At 65.4% G+C, this 19,694-nt stretch carries 21 protein-coding genes; 8 read left to right on the top strand and 13 right to left on the bottom strand.

The annotated features are described in order from the left end of the window. The first annotated feature begins 69 nt into the window (after positions 1-69). Complete coding sequence (locus ShzoTeo12_RS03975; protein WP_119258755.1) at positions 70-321, top strand: GlsB/YeaQ/YmgE family stress response membrane protein; 252 nt, start codon at positions 70-72, stop codon at positions 319-321. Here ShzoTeo12_RS03975 and ShzoTeo12_RS03980 read toward each other — a convergent pair. The 4 genes from ShzoTeo12_RS03980 to ShzoTeo12_RS03995 are packed head-to-tail and all read right to left on the bottom strand — an operon-like array spanning position 311 to position 4,989. Next, positions 311-1,606, bottom strand: coding sequence for an O-antigen ligase family protein (locus tag ShzoTeo12_RS03980; protein ID WP_318911348.1), 1,296 nt, complete (start codon positions 1,604-1,606; stop codon positions 311-313). The two genes, ShzoTeo12_RS03975 and ShzoTeo12_RS03980, sit on opposite strands and share 11 nt — an antisense overlap. After that, positions 1,603-3,165, bottom strand: coding sequence for an undecaprenyl-phosphate glucose phosphotransferase (locus tag ShzoTeo12_RS03985; RefSeq protein WP_119258753.1), 1,563 nt, complete (start codon positions 3,163-3,165; stop codon positions 1,603-1,605). The genes ShzoTeo12_RS03980 and ShzoTeo12_RS03985 overlap by 4 nt, the downstream gene beginning before the upstream one ends. Before the next feature lie 55 nt (positions 3,166-3,220). Beyond that, entirely contained in the window at positions 3,221-4,408 is a 1,188-nt protein-coding gene (locus ShzoTeo12_RS03990; protein WP_119258752.1) for a glycosyltransferase family 4 protein, read from the bottom strand. A 5-nt stretch (positions 4,409-4,413) separates the two neighbouring features. Then, positions 4,414-4,989 carry a polysaccharide biosynthesis/export family protein gene (locus ShzoTeo12_RS03995; RefSeq protein ID WP_119258751.1) on the bottom strand — a complete coding sequence of 192 codons (576 nt, stop codon included), beginning with the start codon at positions 4,987-4,989 and terminating at the stop codon, positions 4,414-4,416. A 207-nt stretch (positions 4,990-5,196) separates the two neighbouring features. Between ShzoTeo12_RS03995 and ShzoTeo12_RS04000 the strand changes: the two genes are divergently transcribed. Then, positions 5,197-7,428 (top strand): exopolysaccharide transport family protein, encoded by a 2,232-nt coding sequence (locus ShzoTeo12_RS04000; protein ID WP_318911349.1) that lies wholly within the window; start codon positions 5,197-5,199, stop codon positions 7,426-7,428. Here ShzoTeo12_RS04000 and ShzoTeo12_RS04005 read toward each other — a convergent pair. Continuing rightward, positions 7,425-8,669, bottom strand: coding sequence for a GNAT family N-acetyltransferase (locus ShzoTeo12_RS04005; protein ID WP_318911350.1), 1,245 nt, complete (start codon positions 8,667-8,669; stop codon positions 7,425-7,427). The two genes, ShzoTeo12_RS04000 and ShzoTeo12_RS04005, sit on opposite strands and share 4 nt — an antisense overlap. Positions 8,670-8,816: 147 nt before the next feature. Then, the gene (locus ShzoTeo12_RS04010; protein ID WP_318911351.1) at positions 8,817-9,035 is read right to left on the bottom strand and encodes a DUF2842 domain-containing protein; all 219 of its coding nucleotides are present in this window, start codon (positions 9,033-9,035) and stop codon (positions 8,817-8,819) included. 194 nt (positions 9,036-9,229) lie between these two features. On the opposite strand from ShzoTeo12_RS04010, the gene ShzoTeo12_RS04015 reads away from it, so the two are divergent. Further along, positions 9,230-10,321: a COX15/CtaA family protein gene (locus tag ShzoTeo12_RS04015; RefSeq protein ID WP_318911352.1), complete on the top strand. Its 1,092-nt coding sequence runs from the start codon at positions 9,230-9,232 to the stop codon at positions 10,319-10,321. A gap of 6 nt (positions 10,322-10,327) precedes the next feature. On the opposite strand, the gene ShzoTeo12_RS04020 is transcribed toward ShzoTeo12_RS04015, so the two are convergent. From ShzoTeo12_RS04020 to ShzoTeo12_RS04045, 6 genes are all read right to left on the bottom strand, one after another. After that, complete coding sequence (locus tag ShzoTeo12_RS04020; protein ID WP_318911353.1) at positions 10,328-11,170, bottom strand: aminoglycoside phosphotransferase family protein; 843 nt, start codon at positions 11,168-11,170, stop codon at positions 10,328-10,330. Further along, positions 11,167-12,099: an N-acetyl-gamma-glutamyl-phosphate reductase gene (gene argC / locus ShzoTeo12_RS04025; protein ID WP_318911354.1), complete on the bottom strand. Its 933-nt coding sequence runs from the start codon at positions 12,097-12,099 to the stop codon at positions 11,167-11,169. The genes ShzoTeo12_RS04020 and argC overlap by 4 nt, the downstream gene beginning before the upstream one ends. Before the next feature lie 118 nt (positions 12,100-12,217). Further along, positions 12,218-13,171, bottom strand: coding sequence for an agmatinase (speB, locus tag ShzoTeo12_RS04030; RefSeq protein ID WP_119258744.1), 954 nt, complete (start codon positions 13,169-13,171; stop codon positions 12,218-12,220). 140 nt (positions 13,172-13,311) lie between these two features. Further along, positions 13,312-13,788, bottom strand: coding sequence for a 30S ribosomal protein S9 (gene rpsI, locus ShzoTeo12_RS04035; protein WP_119258743.1), 477 nt, complete (start codon positions 13,786-13,788; stop codon positions 13,312-13,314). A 2-nt stretch (positions 13,789-13,790) separates the two neighbouring features. Continuing rightward, entirely contained in the window at positions 13,791-14,255 is a 465-nt protein-coding gene (gene rplM, locus ShzoTeo12_RS04040) for a 50S ribosomal protein L13 (RefSeq protein WP_119258742.1), read from the bottom strand. 229 nt (positions 14,256-14,484) lie between these two features. Next, a complete protein-coding gene (locus ShzoTeo12_RS04045) occupies positions 14,485-14,916 on the bottom strand; it encodes a PaaI family thioesterase (RefSeq protein WP_318911355.1) in 432 nt (143 codons plus the stop codon). Between the two features lie 156 nt (positions 14,917-15,072). On the opposite strand from ShzoTeo12_RS04045, the gene ShzoTeo12_RS04050 reads away from it, so the two are divergent. Then, entirely contained in the window at positions 15,073-15,894 is an 822-nt protein-coding gene (locus ShzoTeo12_RS04050) for an enoyl-CoA hydratase (protein ID WP_318912369.1), read from the top strand. On the opposite strand, the gene ShzoTeo12_RS04055 is transcribed toward ShzoTeo12_RS04050, so the two are convergent. Further along, positions 15,895-16,731: an EamA family transporter gene (locus ShzoTeo12_RS04055; RefSeq protein WP_119258740.1), complete on the bottom strand. Its 837-nt coding sequence runs from the start codon at positions 16,729-16,731 to the stop codon at positions 15,895-15,897. A 240-nt stretch (positions 16,732-16,971) separates the two neighbouring features. On the opposite strand from ShzoTeo12_RS04055, the gene ShzoTeo12_RS04060 reads away from it, so the two are divergent. The 4 genes from ShzoTeo12_RS04060 to ShzoTeo12_RS04075 all read left to right on the top strand — a co-directional run bounded on the left by ShzoTeo12_RS04060 (position 16,972) and on the right by ShzoTeo12_RS04075 (position 19,690). Next, the gene (locus ShzoTeo12_RS04060; protein WP_318911356.1) at positions 16,972-17,409 is read left to right on the top strand and encodes a CoA-binding protein; all 438 of its coding nucleotides are present in this window, start codon (positions 16,972-16,974) and stop codon (positions 17,407-17,409) included. A 61-nt stretch (positions 17,410-17,470) separates the two neighbouring features. Next, on the top strand, positions 17,471-17,899 hold the full coding sequence (locus ShzoTeo12_RS04065) for a CoA-binding protein (RefSeq protein WP_318911357.1): 429 nt from the start codon (positions 17,471-17,473) through the stop codon (positions 17,897-17,899). Positions 17,900-17,994: 95 nt separating this feature from the next. After that, positions 17,995-19,278, top strand: coding sequence for an O-acetylhomoserine aminocarboxypropyltransferase (locus ShzoTeo12_RS04070; protein ID WP_318911358.1), 1,284 nt, complete (start codon positions 17,995-17,997; stop codon positions 19,276-19,278). Positions 19,279-19,345: 67 nt separating this feature from the next. Then, complete coding sequence (locus tag ShzoTeo12_RS04075) at positions 19,346-19,690, top strand: cupin domain-containing protein (protein WP_318911359.1); 345 nt, start codon at positions 19,346-19,348, stop codon at positions 19,688-19,690. The last annotated feature ends 4 nt before the right edge of the window (positions 19,691-19,694 follow it).

The following is a 19,694-nucleotide window of genomic DNA, read 5'->3' on the forward strand; positions in this document are numbered from 1 at the left end:
GCGTCTCTTCGCGTTCTCTCGCCGCCGGCTTGTCGTGCCGGGGCTATCTGACGCTTGAGGAGGTTACGCATGGAAAATGCAGGCATCGGCTGGATCGCAGCCATCATCATCGGCGGCATTGCCGGCTGGCTCGCCGAAATGTTCATGAAGAGCAATATGGGCGTGCTGATGAACATTGTTCTCGGCATCGTCGGCGCGGCGGTCGCAAACATCCTGTTGGGGCTGATCGGCGTTTCGCTCGGCGGCTGGCTGGGCTATCTCGTCGCCGGCTTCATCGGCGCCTGCATTCTCATAGCGCTGGCAAGGGCCATCAGGCGATAGATTTGCCCGATGGACTATCGAGAGCCGTCTCTCCGGGAGGAGGGGCGGCTTTTCCTTTGAGCGCCTGCCGGGTGTAACGGCGCTCCAGCGCAAGGCAGCCCCATGTGACGCCGAGCAGCAGGTAGAAATGGCGCCAGTGGTCGGTGTCGATGACGAAGCCGATCCCGCTGTGGCCGAGCAGCGTGATGAAGGCGATCATCAGGTAGGGCTGCCATGGCCTGTCGCGCAACAGCGCCTTGAAGGCGGCCGAGAGCGTCCATCCGACCAGTGTCAGGTAGGTGATGAAGCCGAGCCAGCCATAGGTGGTGAGCGATTTCAGGTAGATGTTGTGCTCGTCCTCGGAGAACATCTTGCCGAAGCGCATCGGTCCGATGCCGAGCGGCTTTTCCATCGCCATCAGGAAGCCGATGCGGTGGCGCTCGAAGCGCCCGAGATGGCCGCCGTCATACTCCTGGACGAGCTGCGTGCGGCTGGAGAAGAGGCTCGAGACCTTGTCGAACTGCAGGGCGACGACGAGCGCGAGGATCATCAGGCCGGCGGCCGAGATGCTGAGGATGAGGATCTTCAGCCGGAAGGCCCCGGTGCGCTCCTTCAGCAGCATGATGAAGACGAGCGCCGCGACGGCGAAGAGATAAAGCCCCCAGGCCGCGCGCGAGAAGGACAGGAAGATGCCGAGCGCCAGGATGAGGACGCCGATCACCTTCAGCGGCGCGCCGAGGATGCGGCCGGCGAGAAGGCCGTGCATCAGGTAGAGCGAGGGGGCGACGAGGAAGGGGCCGAAGACGTTCGGGTCCTGGAAGGCGCCCTTGGCGCGGTCGTAGAGCGTGAAGGCCTCCGAGCCCGGGAAGGCATGGAAATAGCCGAGGATGCCGAGCATCGAGGTGATGAGGGCGCTCGCCACCCAGGCGCGGAAGATGAGCTGCAGCCGCGCCGGCTTCGCCTCGACGATAGCGGCGAAGAAGACGCTGGAAATGGCGAGGAACAGCGAGACGGCCATGTACATCGGCCCCTCGGAAAGATCGTCCATCACCGTCAGCGAGAGCATGCCGCCGATATTGAAGACCACGAGAAGGGCGAGAAGCGATCCGACGGTGCGCGAGATGCGCAGCCCCACGAGCGCCCAGAGGCCGATGAGCGCCGCCATGAAGACCTCATAGGGCGCCGGCTCGCTGATGACGAAGCCCGAAAGGAACACGCCCAGCGTCACCAGCCCCGAGCCGATAATGCCGACGGCCGCAAGCTGCGGCCGGAAGGAGGGGGCGTGGGGGAGGGCCGCGTCGCTCAATAGGCGTTTTCCGTGTTGAGCAGGCGGAAGGGCGTCAGGAACAGGATCTTCAGGTCGAGCCAGAGCGACCAGTTCTCGATGTAGTAGAGGTCGAATTCGGTGCGGAAGCGGATCTTGTCGTCATGGTCGATCTCGCCGCGCCAGCCGTTGATCTGCGCCCAGCCGGTCACGCCCGGCTTCACGCGGTGGCGGGCGAAATAGCTGTCGACGACATCGACATATTTGCGGTCGTGCGTCTGCGCCTCGACGGCATGCGGACGCGGACCGACGAGCGAAAGCTCGCCCTTCAGCACGTTGAAGAGCTGCGGCAGCTCGTCGATGGAGGACTTGCGCAGGAAGCGGCCGACACGGGTGACGCGCGGATCGCCCTTGGTGACGGCGGCGCGGGCGGACGGGTCCGAAAGATGCGTGTACATCGAGCGGAATTTGTAGACCTCGATGACCTCGTTGTTGAAGCCGTGGCGCTTCTGCTTGAAGAGGATCGGGCCGGGCGAGGAGAGCTTCACCGCGATGGCCGCGCCGATCAGCACCGGCCAGAGCAGGACGAGCGCGACGACGGAAAAGAAGATGTCGAAGATGCGCTTGGCGACATTGTCCCAGTCGGCGATCGGCTTGTCGAAGATGTCGAGCATCGGCACGGCGCCGATCTGCGAATAGCTGCGCGGGCGGAAGCGAAGGCCCCTCGCATGGGCGGCAAGGCGGATATCCACCGGCAGCACCCACAGCTTCTTGAGCAGCGACAGGATGCGCGTCTCGGCCGAGAGCGGCAGCGAGATGATCAGCATGTCGATGCGCGCGAGGCGGGCGAATTCGACGAGTTCGGCGACATTGCCGAGCTTGGGATAGCCGGCGATGATCGAGGGCGAGCGGCGCTCGTCGCGGTCGTCGAAGATGCCGCAGATGCGGATGTCGTTCTCCGGCTGGTATTCCAGCGAGCGGATGAGCTCCTTGGCCGGCTCGCCGCCGCCGACGATGACGGCGCGCCGCTCCATCGTGCCGTTGCGGGCCCAGCGGCGGATCGCATAGGCGATCACCTGCCGCTCGAACAGGAGATAGACGGCGCCCGTCGCGAACCAGGCGGCAAACCAGACGCGGGAATACTGGTCGCCCGTCTTGAAGAAGAAGAGGACGAGCGAAATGGAGGCGAAGGCCGCCGCCCAGGCGGCGAGGATGCGCGGCGTCATGCGCAAGGGCGAGCGGAGCGCCGGCACCTGATAGGCATCGGCGAGTTGCAGGAGGAGGACCCCGATGGCCGCGCCCCCCACCAGCACGGCGGCATAGAGCACCGTGATCTCGAAGCCGTCATAGAGCGCATGGATGAAGTAGCCGAGGGCAAGCAGTGCGCCGAATTCGCAAAGGCGCAGCAGCCCGGTGATCATGGCCGGCGAATAGCTGTCGTCGCGGAACTGTTCGGCGATCTGGCGAGCAAGCTGATTGAGCTCGACGCCCTTTTCCTCCGCGCCGCCGGCAGCCGGGCCGGACGCATTTCCCCGGCTTTCGGAGAGCCTGCGTCTCAAACCTTCCGGATCGAAGGATTCGGGCTTCTCGACATGGTTCATGGCATGCACCTTTGGGGCTTTGTGCCGGAAATAGCACGAAGCCCCTAAGAAACGTTTACGGCAGGGCTTCCGCCGACGTTTCGGCAAGCCGCCGGCCGCCGGCCTGGCGGGCAAGAATGTCCCGGTAAAGGGCAAGGATCGAGCCGGACATGGCCGAGGCCGAGAAGGTTTCCTTGAAGGCCGCGGGCTCCGGCATGACCTTGCGCAGCCAGCCGGGATCGCCGATCGCCTGGGCCATCGCCGCCGCCAGGGACTGGGCGTCGCCCGGCTCGGTGAGCGCGATGCTGTCGCGGCCGAGCACTTCCGGTATGCCGCCGACACGGCTTGCGATGACCGGCTTCTGGGCGGCGAGCGCTTCCAGCACGATATAGGGCATCGCCTCGGCGCGTGACGGCACGACCACGTTGCGGGTGAGGGCGAAGGCCTCGCGCGCCTTCATGGCGGGCATCATGACGATGCGCCGGCCGAGGCCGAGCTGCAGCATCATCTGCTTGTATTTTTCCCTGTCCGGCCCGTCGCCGATCATCAGCGCGGAGAGCGGCCGGCCTGCGATGCGCTCGGCCCGCGCGAAGGCGTCGACGAAGACGTCCGGGCCCTTCAGGTCGCGCAGCATGCCGATATAGAGGAAATCCACCGCATCCTCGCGGGGATAGACCCGCTCGAAATCGCGGTCGTGGATGCCGTTGTAGATGCGCGCCGTCTGGATGCGCGGGCGGCCGACGCGGGCGGTATAGGCGTCCTTCTCGTAGTCGCAGACGAAGGCGATGGCATCGCCGAAGGGTTCGAGAAGCCGTTCGGCGGTGAGCACCGCGAGCCCCGTCGCCGAGCGCCGGGTATAGTGCAGGCTGCCGCCATGCGGCGTATAGAGGCGGGCTACGCGATACCTGTTGACCCGCAGGATCGAGCCGATGAGCCGGGCGATGGCGCCACCCTTGGCGCCATGCCCATGCAGGACATCCGGCTGCAAACCTTTTATTTCACGATAACTGTCCCGGATGGCGCCGAGGTCGCGCAGATTGACCGACCGGCTGATCGGCATGCGGACGAGGCCGAGCGAGAGATGGGGGCGGATCTCGTCGAAGAGCTTGTCCTCGAAAGAGCCGCCGGTAAGGCTGTCGCAGATGATGCCGACCTCATGGCCCGCCCGCGTGTGGTATTCCGCAAGGTCGCGCACATGGCGGAAGATTCCGCCGACGGGAGACCTGAAACAATGAATGATGCGCAGGGGCCCATCGTCCGCCATGAGAATCAGAACAGTCGTTCGCGCACATAGATCGTATCGCCGGCCAGCACCGGATCGGAGATGGAAACCCTTCCGGTGACGATCTTGCCGTTGATCTTGCGGGTCACGTCGACGTCGCGCTGGTTGGCGCGCGGCGAGAAGCCGCCGGCGACCGCGATGGCGTTCTGGATCGTCATGCCGGCGACGTAGCTGTACTGACCCGCCTGGCCGACCTCGCCCATGAGATAGATGGAGCGGTAGCGATCAACCTCGATGGAAACGTCCGGATCGCGCAGATATCCCTGGCGGAGCTTCGCCGCGATGATGCTTTCCAGTTCCTGGATGGTCTGGCCGCGCGCCGGCACGGCGCCGATGAGCGGGAAGGCCACGTAACCGGCCTGGTCGACCGTATAGGTATTGCTGAGGCCGGTCTGCTCGAAGACGGTGATGCGCAGCCGGTCGCCGCTGTCGAGGCGATAGGGCTGGATCGTCGCCTCGTGGAAGGCCTTGGGGGCGGGGCGATAGCTGCTGCAGCCCGAAACGGCCGGCACGATGAGCGCCAGCGCGAGCAGGATGCCCTTGTTGATCGTAGCGACACGCATTTCGCAGTTCCGTCCCAAATCAGATGTGAGGCCCCGTTATCGTTCCGTTAGGGTTAACGGCTGGTAAAGGCCGCGCGCCTGTCGGTAGCAAAGGCCGTTTTTTCCGGAGAAACGAACAACGCGGGGTAGGGGAAGCGCCGGAAGATTAACTCTTGCGTTACCATGTTTGTTTACCGTGCAGCCAAATCGTCGGGTTTGGAGTTTGTTATGTCGGGCGTTCACGAGAGCCAGCAGGATGTCGATATCGACCTTGGCGGTCTGTTCGGCGCGATCTGGCGCAACCGTATGCGCGTGCTGCTGGCGACCGTCGCCTGCGCGGGCATCGCCTTTGCCGGTGCGAGCCTGATCACGCCCAAATACAAGAGCGAGGCGCGCCTCCTCATCGAAACGCGCGAGCCCGCCTTCACGACGGGGCAGGATCGTGCGCAGGGCGGCGAGCAGCCGGCCTTCGACGAGGCGGGCATCGCCAGCCAGGTGCAGCTCCTCCAGTCGGCCGACCTCATCAAGCAGGTCGCGCGCAACATGAAGCTCTATGAGCTGGAGGAATTCGACACGACGGCGAAGCCCTCGGCGGTTTCCGACGTGCTGGTGCTTCTCGGCCTTCGCAAGAACCCGCTCGACCTGCCGCCGGAAGAGCGCGTCCTCAAGGAATTCACCGAGAAGCTGACCGTCTATCAGGTGGAGCGCTCGCGCGTCATCGCCATCGAGTTCGCCTCGAAGGACCCACGCCTTGCCGCCGAGATCCCCAACGAAATGGCGAAGGTCTATCTCTCCCTGCAGAGCGGCGCCAAGCTCGACACCAATTCCGAGGCGACGCGCTGGCTGGAGCCGGAAATCGCCAACCTGCGCGAGAAGGTGCGCGAGGCCGAGCAGAAGGTCGCCGAATACCGCTCGCAGTCCGATCTCCTGCCGACGGGCGACAATTCGACCTTCGCGGTGCGCCAGTTGAACGACATCTCCACCGAGCTTGCCCGCGTGCGCGGCGAGCGCGCCAATGCCGAGGCACGGGCCGAAAGCGTGCGTGCCGTTCTGAAGAGCGGCGGGTCGCCGGATACGCTTTCCGACGTCGTCGGCTCGCAGATGATCCAGAGGCTCAAGGAGAGCGAGGCGCAGATCCAGGGGCAGATCTCCGATCTTTCGACTTCGCTACTGGAGGGACATCCCCGGTTGAAGGGCCTGCGCTCGCAGCTTTCCGGTATCCGCACGCAGATCAAGGCGGAAACGCAGAAGATCCTGTCGAGCCTCGAAAACGAGGCGAAGACGGCGGAGTTGCGCGAAACCCAGCTCACGCAGCAGCTCAACAAGCTGAAGGCCGATACCGCCCGCGCCGGCGAGGACGAGGTCGGCCTCAAGGCGCTGGAGCGCGAGGCTGCCGCGCAACGCCAGCTTCTCGAGACCTATCTTGCGCGCTACCGCGAGGCGACCTCGCGCACGAGCAACAACGCGACCCCGGCAGATGCCCGCATCATCTCGGCGGCCGTCGAGCCGACGGAGGTTTCCTTCCCGAAGGTGGTTCCGATCACCGTCGTGGGTGGCGTCGCCGGCTTCGCGCTGAGCTCCATCATCATCCTGCTTGCCGAGCTCTTCAGCGGCCGCGCCCTGAAGCCGACCGCCGCCGCTGCTGCCGCGACGTCCCGGCGCCGCGAGGAGGAAGAAGTGGTTGTGGAGACGCCGGAGCCCGCCGAAACCGTGGAAGAGCCGGTCGTTCATGCGGACCGTGAGGCCTTCCGGGAGCCCGTCGTGCCGGCCCGTTCGCTGCTCTCGGACATGGAACCGGAAGACGAGGACGAGGGCGAGGAGGAGCCGGAGGTTGCGGAAATCGCCGCCGTGGAAGCGGAGGATGACGAGGATTATTCCATCGCCGCCGTCGCCGACTATCTGGTCGAGAACGAAATCCCGGTCGCCATCTCCGTCTCGCCGTCCGGCGACCGCGGCTCGGCGGCCACCGTCATGCTCGCCCGCCGCATCGCGCAGGAAAACCGCAAGACGCTGATCATCGACCTGACGGGGTCGGCCTGCCCGACCCGGCTGATGGCGCAATCGCAGTTCCTGCCCGGCATCACCGATCTTCTCGTCGGCGATGCCGCCTTCGGCGACATCATCCACGGCGACCGGCTTTCCGACGCCCATATCATCCCGCGCGGCAATGCCAATACCAGGCGCGCCATGCGCGGCATCGACCGTCTCGCGATGGTGGTCGATTCGCTGTCCGACGCCTATGACACGGTGATCGTGGAATGCGGGGCGGCCGAGGTGGAGGGCGTGCGCCGCCTGACGCGTGACCAGCAGATGGATATCATCCTCTCCCTTCCCGGCGCCGACGAGGACGAGGTCGTCGACCTGCTCACCGCCTTCGGCGATGCGGGCTACAGCGAGATCGTGCTGATGACGGGCGAGGCGAAGGAACCCCCCGGTCACCCGGGCCGCCGGGCCGCCTAATCGGCGGCGGTAGCGGATCCGGCAGGCTCCGCCTTGCCGAAGCGAAGGCGCTGCACGAGGGAATAGACCTGCGGGTTCTGCTTGATGAGCCGCTTGGTGGCGGCCTTGGCGCGGTGCAGGGTCGCCGCGGCCCTGCCGGCGAGCGTCACCGGCCAGAAAAGATCGTGCTGCGCCGTCTCGATCGGGCACCAGGAGCGCTTGTAGAGCTGGTCACCGATGCCGAAATCGAAAAGCCGCACGCCTTCGCCGCACAGTTTCTCGATGGCGATATGGAACAGGAAGTCGCCGGGGCTGGCATCCGCCGCCACGCTGTCGTCGATCGAGCCGAACTGGCAGATCACGTGATCGCCCTTGCGCGAAAGGCCCGTGATGGCCGCGACATGTCCCTCATGCTCGCCCTTGAGGCGTAGGGCGTGGAGCTGGAGGAGATGATTGCCGCCAGCCGCGGGGGCCGAGGCGAGGGCGCGGAAGAAGCTGCGCGTGCGCTCCTCGCGGAAGACATCCGGCAGGCCCATCGCCTCGAATCGCGCCGCCTTCTGGCGGAAGAACAGGTCGAGCAGCGCGAGCGCGTCCTCGCCCGGCTCGGCGATGACATGGTCGTAGCCGCCTGTCGCGGTGAGGCGCCGCTCGGAGTTGCGCGCCCGCTTGCGGCGGCGCTTGGCGTTGATCTGCTCCAGCGTCCGTTCGAAGCTGTCGAACACCGCGAGCTGGAACGCCGCATTCTGGTTGATCACCGAGGGAAGGGCGGCGAAGGGGCTGGCGCGGCCGCGCCATTCCAGCGGCATCTTCTCGAGAAGCAGCAGGTCGCAGGTGCGGGCAAGCTGGCCGCGCATGTCCTCGAGGGCGCGCAGGAGCTGCCGGGGCGAGGAGGTCTCGCGGAATGCCTCGCTGTAAAGGCCGGTATTGATATTGCTGAAATCGGTGGCGATCATCCGGGCGGTGCGCAGCGGCCCCTGGCGCACGACCTCCAGCGGCAGGATGAATTGCGTGCTTCCGCCGCGAAGGCCTTCGATGATCAATAAGTCATGGCCGTGGGTCTCCACCCAGGCCTGGCACCAGTCGTAGCTCTGGTGGAGGGAGAGGCCGTTTTCCGCTTCGAGCGCGCGCCACGCCGCCTCCAGCGGCTCCATGCGGTCGTGCAGGCGAAGCGTGAGCGGCAGGCCCGCATGCAGCACGTCGCCGGCTCCCTCCGCAAGGAGGGCCGCGGGTTCATGCCCGGACGCCTTGATCTGCAGTTGCATCGCCCTCGACCCTTGCCTTGGCCACGCGGCCGCATTGCCGCGCCTTGAGGCTACGCGCAAGGCGTGCGAAAAAGGTTTAAGCCCGCTCCGTGCCGGCGAAATCGGCGGGTGCGGTTATCGATTCCCTAATTCGGCGGGCCCTGTGGCCTATTCGTCGTGCGGCTTTGCCGGCTTTTCCATCCACTTGATGATGAGCATGGCGGGCAGGATCCACAAAAGCCCGGTTACGGCGAAATAGAGAAGGTGGATGTACCACGGCGACTGACCGAGCGTCGCCGAGGCGACGGTCGTCGCGACCAGGGCATAGAAGAGCACGAGGATGATGATCAGGATCGTGCCGATCAGTTTTCTGAGGCGAGGGGGCATTTTCGGTCTTTCAAAAACGGGGGCGGCGGGGCGCGACGGCATGCCGCAAAGGTTCGGGCCTTGTTTTGCACGGGCTGGTCGGGCAAATCAACGCTGGAACCAGTCCAGCCAATGCGCCCGCGCGGTTTTGCGCCAGCGCTTGCTTGAAAAATCCTAAGCGGCAGCCATGCTGCCGTTCAACAGGAGCCGACAGAATGAACGCCACGACCGTCAACGCCTATCGAAGCGGCCATGACAGCGACCGGATCGACCGCAACCGCCGCCAGGTGCGCCGCTGGCTCGCCGTCGTGCTGGTCGCGCTCGCCGTCCTCGTCCTCGTCGGTGGCGCGACGCGGCTGACCGGCTCGGGCCTTTCCATTACCGAATGGAAGCCGATCCACGGCGCCATCCCTCCGCTCACCGCTGCCGAATGGCAGGAGGAGTTCGAGCTCTACAAGCGCATCCCGCAATATGAGCAGATCAACAAGGGCATGACGGTCGACGAGTTCAAGTCGATCTTCTGGTGGGAATGGGCACACCGGCTGATCGCGCGCTCCATCGGCTTCATCTTCGCCGTGCCGCTCGTCTTCTTCTGGTTCACGGGACGCATTGAGAAGCGGCTGCGCTGGCCGCTCACCGGCCTTCTGGCGCTCGGCGGCTTCCAGGGCTTCATCGGCTGGTGGATGGTCTCCTCCGGCCTTGCCGAACGGGTTTCGGTCAGCCAGTACCGGCTGGCGACGCACCTCACCATCGCCTGTCTCATCTTCGCGCTGACGATGTGGATCATGCGCGCGCTCGCGCCGCATAGCGAGGATGCGCCGCCGACCGCCGGCGCGCGCCGGATGGCCGGCATCATCGCCTGCATGGCGATCTTCCAGATCTATCTCGGCGCACTCGTCGCCGGCCTTCATGCGGGCCTCACCTACAATACATGGCCCTTGATGGACGGCGCGCTGGTGCCGGGCGGCCTCTTCGTGCAGCAGCCCTGGTGGATCAACCTCTTCGAAAACCCGAAGACCGTGCAGTTCGTCCACCGCCTCGGCGCCTATGTGCTCTTCGCGCTTGCCCTGATCCATCTGGTCTCGTCGCTGCGCGCCGCACCGGAAACGACGCATGCGCGCCGCGCGCTGCTGCTGTTCGGCCTCGTCTGTCTGCAGGCGACGATCGGCATCCTCACGCTGGTCTGGCAGGTCCCGCTCGTATGGGCGCTCGCCCACCAGGGCGGCGCGCTGATCGTGCTCGGCTTCGCCATCGCGCATTGGCGCGGGTTCTATGGGGAATTTCCCCGCGAGATCGCGGACGACTGATCCCGCTCAGGCCTGCCCGAGAACGTTGCGGACGGCGGCGGCGACGGCGAGTTCGTTGTCGCGCTCCTCTTCGCTGCCGTCCTCCTCATGCCATGCGGCCGACAGGCAGCCATAGGCGAAGGCGTAGCGCAGGATCGTGCGGACGTCGCGGCCGAGCGTTTCGGCGAAGGTGGCGGCCATTTCGGCGATCCGTTCCTCGTTTCGGGTAAGATCGAAGCGGTCGAGCGGATTGGAGAACATGTTGGCGACGTCGAGCGCCGCATCGCCGATCAGCCCCGCCGGATCGATGATCAGCCAGCCGCGTGAACCGTGGACGATGTTTTCGTGGTGCAGGTCGCCATGCAGCGGCTTGATATCCCGCTGGTCGGCGATCAGCGCATCGGCAATAGCCGCGGCATCCACATAGGGACTTGCCAGGCTTTCCCTGCGGTCCTGCTCGGCCTTGGTGAACAGGCTTGCAAAATAGCGCGGCAGCGGCAGCAGGCTAGCGGGTGGTGGGGTCTGCGAAGGGTGATGATATGCCCGCAGCACCTCTGCGGCGATGCGGGTCGCATCGTCGTCGCCCTGGGTCTCGAGGTGATTACGCAGCGTCGTCTTGCCGGCATGCTCCATCAGCAACATGTCGTCCGAGCGGGCAAGGAGCCTCACACAGCCGATGCCATCCCGCCAGGCGAGGAAATCCGCGCCGCGCAGGCTGTCTTCCAGGACCTTCGGCTTCAGGTGCTTGACGATCGCGCTCGCGCCGTCTGAAAGCGCCACTTCATAGACGCTTCCGGCAGCTGTGTCGGCAATGAGCCGGGCGCTTTCGATCCGCCATTCGGCGGGGAAGGACGGGTATCCGGCCTTCATCCCTTCAGCATCAGGTCCATGTTCTGGACGGCTGCACCCGATGCGCCCTTGCCGAGATTGTCGAGCAGGGTGACAAGGTTGACATGCGGCGCGCCGGCGGTGCCGAAGACGTAGAGTTTCATGCGGTCCGTATCGGCAAGCTCGACGGCATCGACGCGGGGGAGCGCCGCGCTCTCCTTGAGGTCCACCACCTCGACGATGTCCTGCCCGGCATAGTGGTCGGCAAGCGCCTCATGGATCGAGCCCAGCGAGGCGTGGCCGTTGAGGTCGGCGAGGTAGAGCGGCACCTGCACGATCATGCCCTGCGCGAACTTGCCGACGGAGGGCGCGAAGAGCGGCGCGCGGGAAAGGAGGCCATGCACCTGCATTTCCGGCACGTGCTTGTGCTTGAGCGGCAGGCCGTAGAGGAAGTGCGGCGAGGCGACATGCTCGGGATGATCGGCATTCTCCATCTGTGCGATGAGCTGCTTGCCGCCGCCCGTATAGCCGGAGACCGCATTGACCGTGACCGGATAGTCCTCCGGCAGGATGCCGGCGAGGCGGAGCGGGCGGAGGAGGCCGATGGCGCCCGTCGGATAGCAGCCGGGATTGGCGACATAGCGGGCGCCGGCGATCTTCTTCGGCTGCTCGCGGTCCATCTCGGCAAAACCGTAGGCCCAGTCCGGATTGACACGGTGCGCGGTCGAGGTGTCGATGATGCGCACCTGATTGTTGCCGGAAACCATGGCCACGGCTTCCTTCGCCGCGTCATCCGGCAGGCAGAGGATCGCGACGTCGGCGCTGTTCAGCAGGTCTTCGCGCAGCTGTGCATTGCGGCGCTCGGCCTCGGGAATGGAAAGCAGCTCGACATCGCTGCGGCCGGCCATGCGCGTGCGGATCTGCAGGCCCGTCGTGCCGTGTTCGCCATCGATGAAGATCTTCGGTTTCATCTGCTGTCCATCCTGTCAGAGCCTTGCGCAATTCCAGCAAAAGCGTGTTGCGGAATTACGAACATAAGAAGTCGCGGCCGATATAACCCCTCGGCCTGTCGCATTCAATGCTGCGCCGTCAGCGGCGCTCCGCCAGATTCTCGGCATGCAGGCCCAGCATGTACATGGCGATGTTGGAGCCGGCGATGGCGGTGATATCGGCATGGTCGTAGGCGGGGGCCACCTCGACCACATCGGAGCCGACAATGTTGAGGGCGCCGAGCTTGCGCAGGACCGAGAGGATGCGCGCGCTGGACGGGCCGCCGGAGACGGGCGTGCCGGTGCCGGGGGCGAAGGCCGGGTCGAGGCAGTCGATATCGAAGGTGAGGTAGGTCGCCCGGTCGCCGACATGGCGGATGATCGTTTCGGCGATCTCGGCGGCGCTCATTTCCTCGACGTCGTAGCCGTAGAGGATGCGGATGCCGCAATCCTCCGGCGCATGGGTGCGGATGCCGATCTGGATCGAGCTTTCTGCATCGATCAGTCCCTCGCGCACGGCGGTGCCGACGAAGGATCCGTGGTCGATGCGGCCCTTCTCGTCCGCCCAGGTATCCTGGTGGGCGTCGAACTGCACGAGGGAGAGGGGGCCGTATTTTTCGGCATGGGCGCGCAGCAGCGGCAGCGTGATGAAATGGTCGCCGCCCAGCGTCAGCATGTAGGCGCCGGATTTCAGGATCTTCTTCGCCTCGCGCTCGATGGTGCCGGGCGTCTTCTGGTGGTTGCCGTAGTCGAGCAGGCAATCGCCATAGTCGATGACCGCCATGTCCTCGAAGAGGTCGCGTTCGAAGGGATATTGCGGATCGTTGTCCATGATCGCCGAGGCGCGGCGGATGGCCTGCGGCCCGAAGCGCGTGCCGGGACGGTTGGAGGTCGCGGCATCGAAGGGAATGCCCCAGACGACGGCGTCCACGTCCTTCAGCACCTTCGTGTAGCGGCGGCGCATGAAGGAGAGGATGCCCGCATGGGTCGGGTCCGAGGCGGCGCTCTTCAGCGTCTTGCCCGTGATGGCGTGGTCGATCGTCTTGTTGGCCATGAAAGTCCCTCCGAAGTCTGGCGGGACGTTCGCCAATCGGCGCCTTCAAGGCAAGAGGACTCTGTGGATTTTTGTGTCGCCGAAAACGAAAAGGCCGGGGCGAACCCCGGCCTTTCCTGAAGAACAAGTCTTCCGAGCGATCAACGCTTGGAGAACTGGAACGAACGACGGGCCTTGGCCTTGCCGTACTTCTTGCGTTCGACGACGCGCGAGTCGCGGGTCAGGAAGCCGCCCTTCTTGAGGACCGAGCGCAGGCCCGGCTCGAAGTAGGTCAGCGCCTTGGAGATGCCGTGACGAACGGCACCGGCCTGGCCGGAAAGGCCGCCGCCGGCGACGGTCGCGTCGATGTCGAACTGGCCGTCACGGGCCGCTGCGACGATCGGCTGCTGCAGGATCATCTGCAGGACCGGGCGGGCGAAGTAGGCTTCGAACGACTTGCCGTTGATGGTGATCTTGCCGGAGCCCGGCTTGACCCATACACGGGCAACGGCGTCCTTGCGCTTGCCGGTTGCGTAGGAACGGCCCTGGGCGTCAACCTTCTTGACGTGAACCGGGGCGGAAGCGGCCGGAGCTGCAGCGGCGACGCCGAGGTCCTTGAGCGAGGAGAGGTCGGCCATTATCAGGCGCTCCTTGTGTTCTTGCTGTTCAGCGCGGCGACGTCGAGAGCGACGGGCTGCTGTGCTTCATGCGGGTGGTTGGAGCCGGCGTAGACGCGCAGGTTCTTCATCTGGCGACGGCCGAGCGGGCCGCGCGGAACCATGCGTTCGACAGCCTTCTCGAGGACGCGCTCCGGGAAGCGGCCTTCGATGATCTGGCGAGCCGTGCGCTCCTTGATGCCGCCCGGGTAACCGGTGTGCCAGTAGTACTTCTTGTCGGAGTACTTCTTGCCGGTGAAGACGACCTTGTCGGCGTTGATGACGATGACGTTGTCGCCGTCGTCGACGTGGGGCGTGAAGGTTGCCTTGTGCTTGCCGCGCAGGCGGTTAGCGATGAGGGTAGCGAGGCGACCGACAACGAGGCCTTCGGCGTCGATGAGGATCCACTTCTTCTCTACCTCGGCGGGCTTCTGTACGAAGGTTGCCATAGGAGTAGCTCTTTCTTTAGGGTCCCGGGGCCTTGTGGGCGACGGGCGTTTCTTGTTGCTTGGTTTGGCCCCTTGCGGATGCCAAAAATCGAACGCGGCCCGTGGGGACCGCGATCTGGGCGGCTTATAAGCGAGAGCCGATGGGACGTCAAGGGACGCGATCCGGGCGACGTCAAAGATACGACAATGAAAACAATGGCTTATTAATGAGGTATATAAATACCGCAAATTATCGAGGCGGAATCGAATAGGTCGCGGTGGCGTGGGCCACCAGATCGTCGGCGTCCTCGTCGAAAATCGAGGCTTCCATGACCGCCAGCCGCTTGCCGAGCTTGAGAAGCCGGCAGGTGCAGGTGAGGGGGCCGGGCTTCGGCTTGCGCAGGAAGTTGATGTTGAGGCTGGTGGTGACCGCCAGCGCCACCGGTCCGATATGGGCGAGCACGGCGCAATAGGCGCCGACATCGGCGAGCGCGAAGAGCGTGGGGCCGGAGACGGTACCGCCGGGGCGCAAATGCCGCTCGTTCGGCATGAGGCGCATGACGACCGAGCCGGGGGAGACATCCACCACCTCGAACACCTTGCCGTCCGTGTGAAGCTGCGGAAAATCGGTTTCGAGGAAGCGGTTCAGCGCCTCGGGGTTCATGACGGGCGTCAATTCCATGGTATCCTCTCCTGTCGCCTGCTTTGAAGACCGATTTTCCGGCCGCTGCAAGCCCTTCCAAAGTCGCGGCAAGCCCTCTCAAAGTCTATGCCTGCGCGCTTGAAACCGGCTGCCGCCCGGCGTAGGACCGGAGGCGGAAACATGAAGGAGGCGATCATGGCGGATGTGGTGTCGTTCAGGAAAGAGGAACCGACGGGCCTCGTGCGCGTCGAACGCGCCGAGCCGATCCTTCGGATCACGCTCAACAATCCGCCCGCCAATGCCCTCTCCATCGCCGTCATGGAAGCGCTCGGCGAGGCGCTGGATGCCGTCGCCGCCGATGACGCCATCCGCGTCGTCGTGCTCGCCTCGACGGGCAAGGTCTTTTCCGCCGGCCACGACCTCAAAGAGATGACCGCCCACCGCGAGGATGCCGACGACGGCCGCGCCTTCTTCGAGAGGACCATGCGCATGGCGGCGGAGATCATGCTGAAGATCGCCGCGCTGCCGCAGCCGGTCGTCGCCGAGATCGACGGGCTCGCGACGGCGGCCGGCTGCCAGCTCGTCGCGAGCTGCGATCTTGCCATCTGCACCGACACCTCCACTTTCTGCACGCCGGGCGTCAATATCGGCCTCTTCTGCTCGACGCCGATGGTCGCCGTCACTCGCGCGGCGCATCCCAAGCAGGCGATGGAGATGCTGCTGACCGGCGAGACGATCGACGCCTCCACCGCCAAGGATTTCGGCCTCGTCAACCGCATCGTGCCGCAGCAATATCTCCGCCAGGTCGTCGACAAATACGCCGCCGTCATCGCCGCAAAGTCGCCGCAGGCGCTGCGCATCGGCAAGGCCGCCTTCCGCGCGCAGGCCGGATTGCCGGTAGCGGAAGCCTATGACGTCGCGGTGGCGGCGATGGTCGACAACATGCTCGCGGATGACGCGAAGGAGGGCATCGGCGCCTTCCTCGGCAAGCGCATGCCGGAATGGGACCGGAAGTAGCTAGGCGAGCTTCAGCACCAGCACGCCGCAGGCGATGACCGAGCCGGCGACGTAGCGCCAGATGCCGGCCTTCTCCTTGAGGATGAAGACCGAGATGAGGAGCGCGAAGAGGATGGCGGTCTCGCGAAGCGCCGCCACGGTCGCGACCGGCGCTCTGGTCATAGCCCACAGGGCGAGGCCGTAGGAGGCGATGGAGCCGGCGCCGCCGAGGAGGCCGCGCGCCCAGTTGCGCCGCACATGGTTCCAGACCGGCCGGGTCCCCCGCCGCAGGACCGCCCAGGCGAAGAGCAGCACCGGCGTCGGGAGCGACAGCCAGAGCGTATAGGAGACGGCGTTGCCCGAGACGCGCGCGCCCGCGCCGTCGACGAAGGTATAGCCGGCGATCACCACGGCATTGGCGAACGCGTAGGCGATGGCGCGGCGGCTGCCGTGGCGCGCCTCGAGGGCGAGGGTGAGCACGCCCGCCGAGATGACGAGAACGCCGACCATCGCCATGGACGTCAGATGCTCGCCGAGGATCACGCCGCTGGTCATCGCGATCAGAAGGGGCGGCGTGCCGCGCATCAGCGGATAGACGAGGCCGATGTCGCCGGTGCGGTAAGCGGCGGCCACGAGCTGGAAATAGGCGAATTGCAGGAATGTCGACGTCAGGATGAACGGCCAGGCCGCCGGCTGCGGCATCGGCACAAGCGGAAGGAAGGCAAGGCCGATCACCCCGCCGCCGAGCGAGACCATCGCGGCGTCGAGCGACTTGTCGGTGCCGGATTTGACGAGGGCATTCCAGGTCGCATGCAGGGCCGCGCCGAACAGCACGAGAAAGAGAACGTCTAGCGGCAATCGGGGACCTCGGAAGGGCAGGCGCGCGAAGGGGAGTGCGTCTTCATCTGCCCAAAAGAGGCGGTTTGCAACCGGCAATTTTCAGGAAGCCGCACGATCTGTCCCGAATCGGCACAGGGCCCGCGTGCAGGCGGGCAGGGGCACGGTCGCCTTCTTTAAGATTTCGGGCTAGAATGCGGCAGGGACGACGAATGACAGGCAGCCAGTGAGAGACGGTCGCGAACGCCGGAGGAGGCAGCGATGAACCATAATCACTATCCCGACAGCTATATTCGCCACATCCTGAAATCCGTGCACACCATCGCCGTGCTCGGCGCCTCGCCGAACGATGCGCGGCCGAGCCATGGCGTCATGGGCTTTCTGCTCGGCAAGGGATACCGCGTCATACCGGTCAATCCCGGCCATGCCGGCAAGACCATTCTCGGCCAACCCGTTTACGGGCATCTTGCCGACATTCCCGAGCCGATCGACATGGTGGACGTCTTCCGCGCCGCCAGCCAGTTCCAGGCGGTCGTCGATGAGGTGCTGGCCCTTCGCCCGCTGCCGTCGGTGATCTGGGGACAGTTCACCGTGCGCGACGATGCGGCCGCCGCCCGGGCGGAAGCGGCGGGCATCCGGGTCGTCATGGACCGCTGCCCGGTCACGGAATATCCGGTGCTGATGCTCAAGGCGTCCTGAGCGCTCATATTGACTTCACGTTGCGTTACCCCAATTCTCCGCGCAGAAACGGGAAAGCGCCATGAATCACGATTCCTATCCGGACTATTACATCGCCGACATCCTGCGCTCGACGAAGGTGATCGCGCTGGTCGGTGCTTCGCCCAATCCGGAGCGCCCGAGCTACAGGGTCATGGCCTTCCTGCTGCGCAAGGGCTATCGCGTCATTCCCGTCAATCCCGGCCAGGCCGGCAAGGAAATCCTCGGCCAGACCGTCGTCGCGCGCCTTGCCGACATAGCCGAGCCCGTCGACATGGTGGACGTCTTCCGCGCCGCCGATGCGCTCCCCTCGGTCGTCGATGAGGTCCTGGCGCTCTCCCCGCTGCCGAAGGTCATATGGGGACAGCTCTCCGTGCGGCACGACGAGGCCGCCGCGAAGGCCGAGGCGGCGGGCGTCAAGGTGGTCATGGATCGCTGCCCGGCGATCGAGTATCCGCGCCTCGTCGCCTGACGTCGCGCGACCGGCGGATCGCCGAAAAATCTTTCTTTGACCGGGCTTTAAGTCTCTGAAATAGTCGCCCCGACTTTAGCCAGGGAGGCCATTTCATGAGCAAGAACAAGCCCGGATTTTCCACGCTCGCCGTCCACGCCGGCGCCCAGCCGGACCCGACCACGGGCGCCCGCGCGACGCCGATCTACCAGACCACCAGCTTCGTCTTCAACGATACGGACCACGCCGCCTCGCTCTTCGGCCTGCAGGCCTTCGGCAACATCTATACCCGCATCATGAACCCGACGCAGGCCGTGCTCGAAGAGCGCGTCGCCGCGCTTGAAGGCGGCACGGCGGCGCTCGCCGTCGCCTCGGGCCATTCGGCCCAGCTCCTCGTCTTCCACACGATCATGCGCCCGGGCGAGAACTTCATCGCCGCGCGCCGGCTCTATGGCGGCTCGATCAACCAGTTCGGCCACGCCTTCAAGTCGTTCGACTGGCATGTGCGCTGGGCCGATCCGGCCGACCTGTCGAGCTTCGAGAGCCAGATCGACGACAAGACCAAGGCGATCTTCATCGAGAGTCTGGCCAATCCGGGCGGCACCTTCGTCGATATCGCCGGCATCGCCGAGATCGCCCATCGCCACGGCCTGCCGCTCATCGTCGACAACACGATGGCGACGCCCTACCTGCTGCGCCCGCTGGAGCACGGCGCCGACATCGTCGTGCATTCGCTGACCAAGTTCATGGGCGGCCACGGCAATTCCATGGGCGGCGTCATCGTCGACGGCGGCACCTTCGACTGGTCGGCCTCCGGCAAGTATCCGGCGCTCTCCGAGCCGCGCCCGGAATATGCCGGCATGGTGCTGCACGCCACCTTCGGCAATTTCGCCTTCGCCATTGCCTGCCGCGTCCTCGGCCTGCGCGACTTCGGCCCGGCCATCTCGCCCTTCAACGCCTTCCAGCTTCTCAACGGCATCGAGACGCTGCCGCTGCGCATGCAGCGTCATTGCGACAACGCGCTCGCCGTCGCCAAGTGGCTGAAGAGCCACGACAAGGTGTCCTGGGTCAACTATGCGGGCCTCGAGACCGACCCTAACTATGCGCTGCAGCAGCGCTATTCTCCGAAGGGCGCGGGCGCCGTCTTCACCTTCGGCCTGAAGGGCGGTTACGAGGCGGGCAAGCGCTTCGTCGAGGGGCTGGAGATGCTCTCGCACCTCGCCAATATCGGCGACACGCGCTCACTCGTCATCCACCCGGCCTCCACCACCCACCGCCAGCTCAGCGAGGAGCAGCAGGTCGCCGCCGGTGCCGGCCCGGACGTCGTGCGCCTCTCCATCGGCATCGAGGACGTCGCCGACATCATCGCCGACATCGAGCAGGCGCTCGCCAAGGCTTGAGAAATCCGGGTTGCCCCTCGTCCGGCAGGCCGGATGAGGGGCGATCACGCACACGAAAAGGGCCGCCATGAGCAAGGCACGCAATTTCGACATTTCCGGCATCACGCCGGAAGAAGGCCGTCCGGCGGCCGACAGGCTGATTTCCGGCGATCCGGTCTTCACGAGCTGGAACATCGAGGAAGCCGATGGCGGCATCTATTCCGGCATCTGGCAATCGACGCCGGGCAAGTGGCGCATCCAGTACGACGAGTGGGAATATTTCCACATCCTCGAAGGCCATTCCATCGTGACCTCCGACGACGGCGAAACCTTCGACCTCCGGGCCGGCGACCGCCTGATCCTCAGGCCCGGCTTCAAGGGAACCTGGGAAGTCGTTGAAACGACTCGCAAGGACTATGTGATCCGGCTTTAGGATC

It is taken from the genome of Shinella zoogloeoides, assembly GCF_033705735.1.
GTDB classification, from domain to species: Bacteria; Pseudomonadota; Alphaproteobacteria; order Rhizobiales; family Rhizobiaceae; genus Shinella; species Shinella zoogloeoides_A.

What these genes read in the sequence shown, in the direction of transcription:
- ShzoTeo12_RS03975 (WP_119258755.1), top strand. Translation starts at nt 70, where the DNA reads ATGGAAAATGCAGGCATCGGCTGGATCGCAGCCATCATCATCGGCGGC.
- ShzoTeo12_RS03985 (WP_119258753.1), bottom strand. Translation starts at nt 3,165, where the DNA reads ATGAACCATGTCGAGAAGCCCGAATCCTTCGATCCGGAAGGTTTGAGA.
- ShzoTeo12_RS03990 (WP_119258752.1), bottom strand. Translation starts at nt 4,408, where the DNA reads ATGGCGGACGATGGGCCCCTGCGCATCATTCATTGTTTCAGGTCTCCC.
- ShzoTeo12_RS03995 (WP_119258751.1), bottom strand. Translation starts at nt 4,989, where the DNA reads ATGCGTGTCGCTACGATCAACAAGGGCATCCTGCTCGCGCTGGCGCTC.
- ShzoTeo12_RS04000 (WP_318911349.1), top strand. Translation starts at nt 5,197, where the DNA reads ATGTCGGGCGTTCACGAGAGCCAGCAGGATGTCGATATCGACCTTGGC.
- ShzoTeo12_RS04005 (WP_318911350.1), bottom strand. Translation starts at nt 8,669, where the DNA reads ATGCAACTGCAGATCAAGGCGTCCGGGCATGAACCCGCGGCCCTCCTT.
- ShzoTeo12_RS04010 (WP_318911351.1), bottom strand. Translation starts at nt 9,035, where the DNA reads ATGCCCCCTCGCCTCAGAAAACTGATCGGCACGATCCTGATCATCATC.
- ShzoTeo12_RS04015 (WP_318911352.1), top strand. Translation starts at nt 9,230, where the DNA reads ATGAACGCCACGACCGTCAACGCCTATCGAAGCGGCCATGACAGCGAC.
- ShzoTeo12_RS04020 (WP_318911353.1), bottom strand. Translation starts at nt 11,170, where the DNA reads ATGAAGGCCGGATACCCGTCCTTCCCCGCCGAATGGCGGATCGAAAGC.
- argC (WP_318911354.1), bottom strand. Translation starts at nt 12,099, where the DNA reads ATGAAACCGAAGATCTTCATCGATGGCGAACACGGCACGACGGGCCTG.
- speB (WP_119258744.1), bottom strand. Translation starts at nt 13,171, where the DNA reads ATGGCCAACAAGACGATCGACCACGCCATCACGGGCAAGACGCTGAAG.
- rpsI (WP_119258743.1), bottom strand. Translation starts at nt 13,788, where the DNA reads ATGGCCGACCTCTCCTCGCTCAAGGACCTCGGCGTCGCCGCTGCAGCT.
- rplM (WP_119258742.1), bottom strand. Translation starts at nt 14,255, where the DNA reads ATGGCAACCTTCGTACAGAAGCCCGCCGAGGTAGAGAAGAAGTGGATC.
- ShzoTeo12_RS04045 (WP_318911355.1), bottom strand. Translation starts at nt 14,916, where the DNA reads ATGGAATTGACGCCCGTCATGAACCCCGAGGCGCTGAACCGCTTCCTC.
- ShzoTeo12_RS04050 (WP_318912369.1), top strand. Translation starts at nt 15,073, where the DNA reads ATGGCGGATGTGGTGTCGTTCAGGAAAGAGGAACCGACGGGCCTCGTG.
- ShzoTeo12_RS04060 (WP_318911356.1), top strand. Translation starts at nt 16,972, where the DNA reads ATGAACCATAATCACTATCCCGACAGCTATATTCGCCACATCCTGAAA.
- ShzoTeo12_RS04065 (WP_318911357.1), top strand. Translation starts at nt 17,471, where the DNA reads ATGAATCACGATTCCTATCCGGACTATTACATCGCCGACATCCTGCGC.
- ShzoTeo12_RS04070 (WP_318911358.1), top strand. Translation starts at nt 17,995, where the DNA reads ATGAGCAAGAACAAGCCCGGATTTTCCACGCTCGCCGTCCACGCCGGC.
- ShzoTeo12_RS04075 (WP_318911359.1), top strand. Translation starts at nt 19,346, where the DNA reads ATGAGCAAGGCACGCAATTTCGACATTTCCGGCATCACGCCGGAAGAA.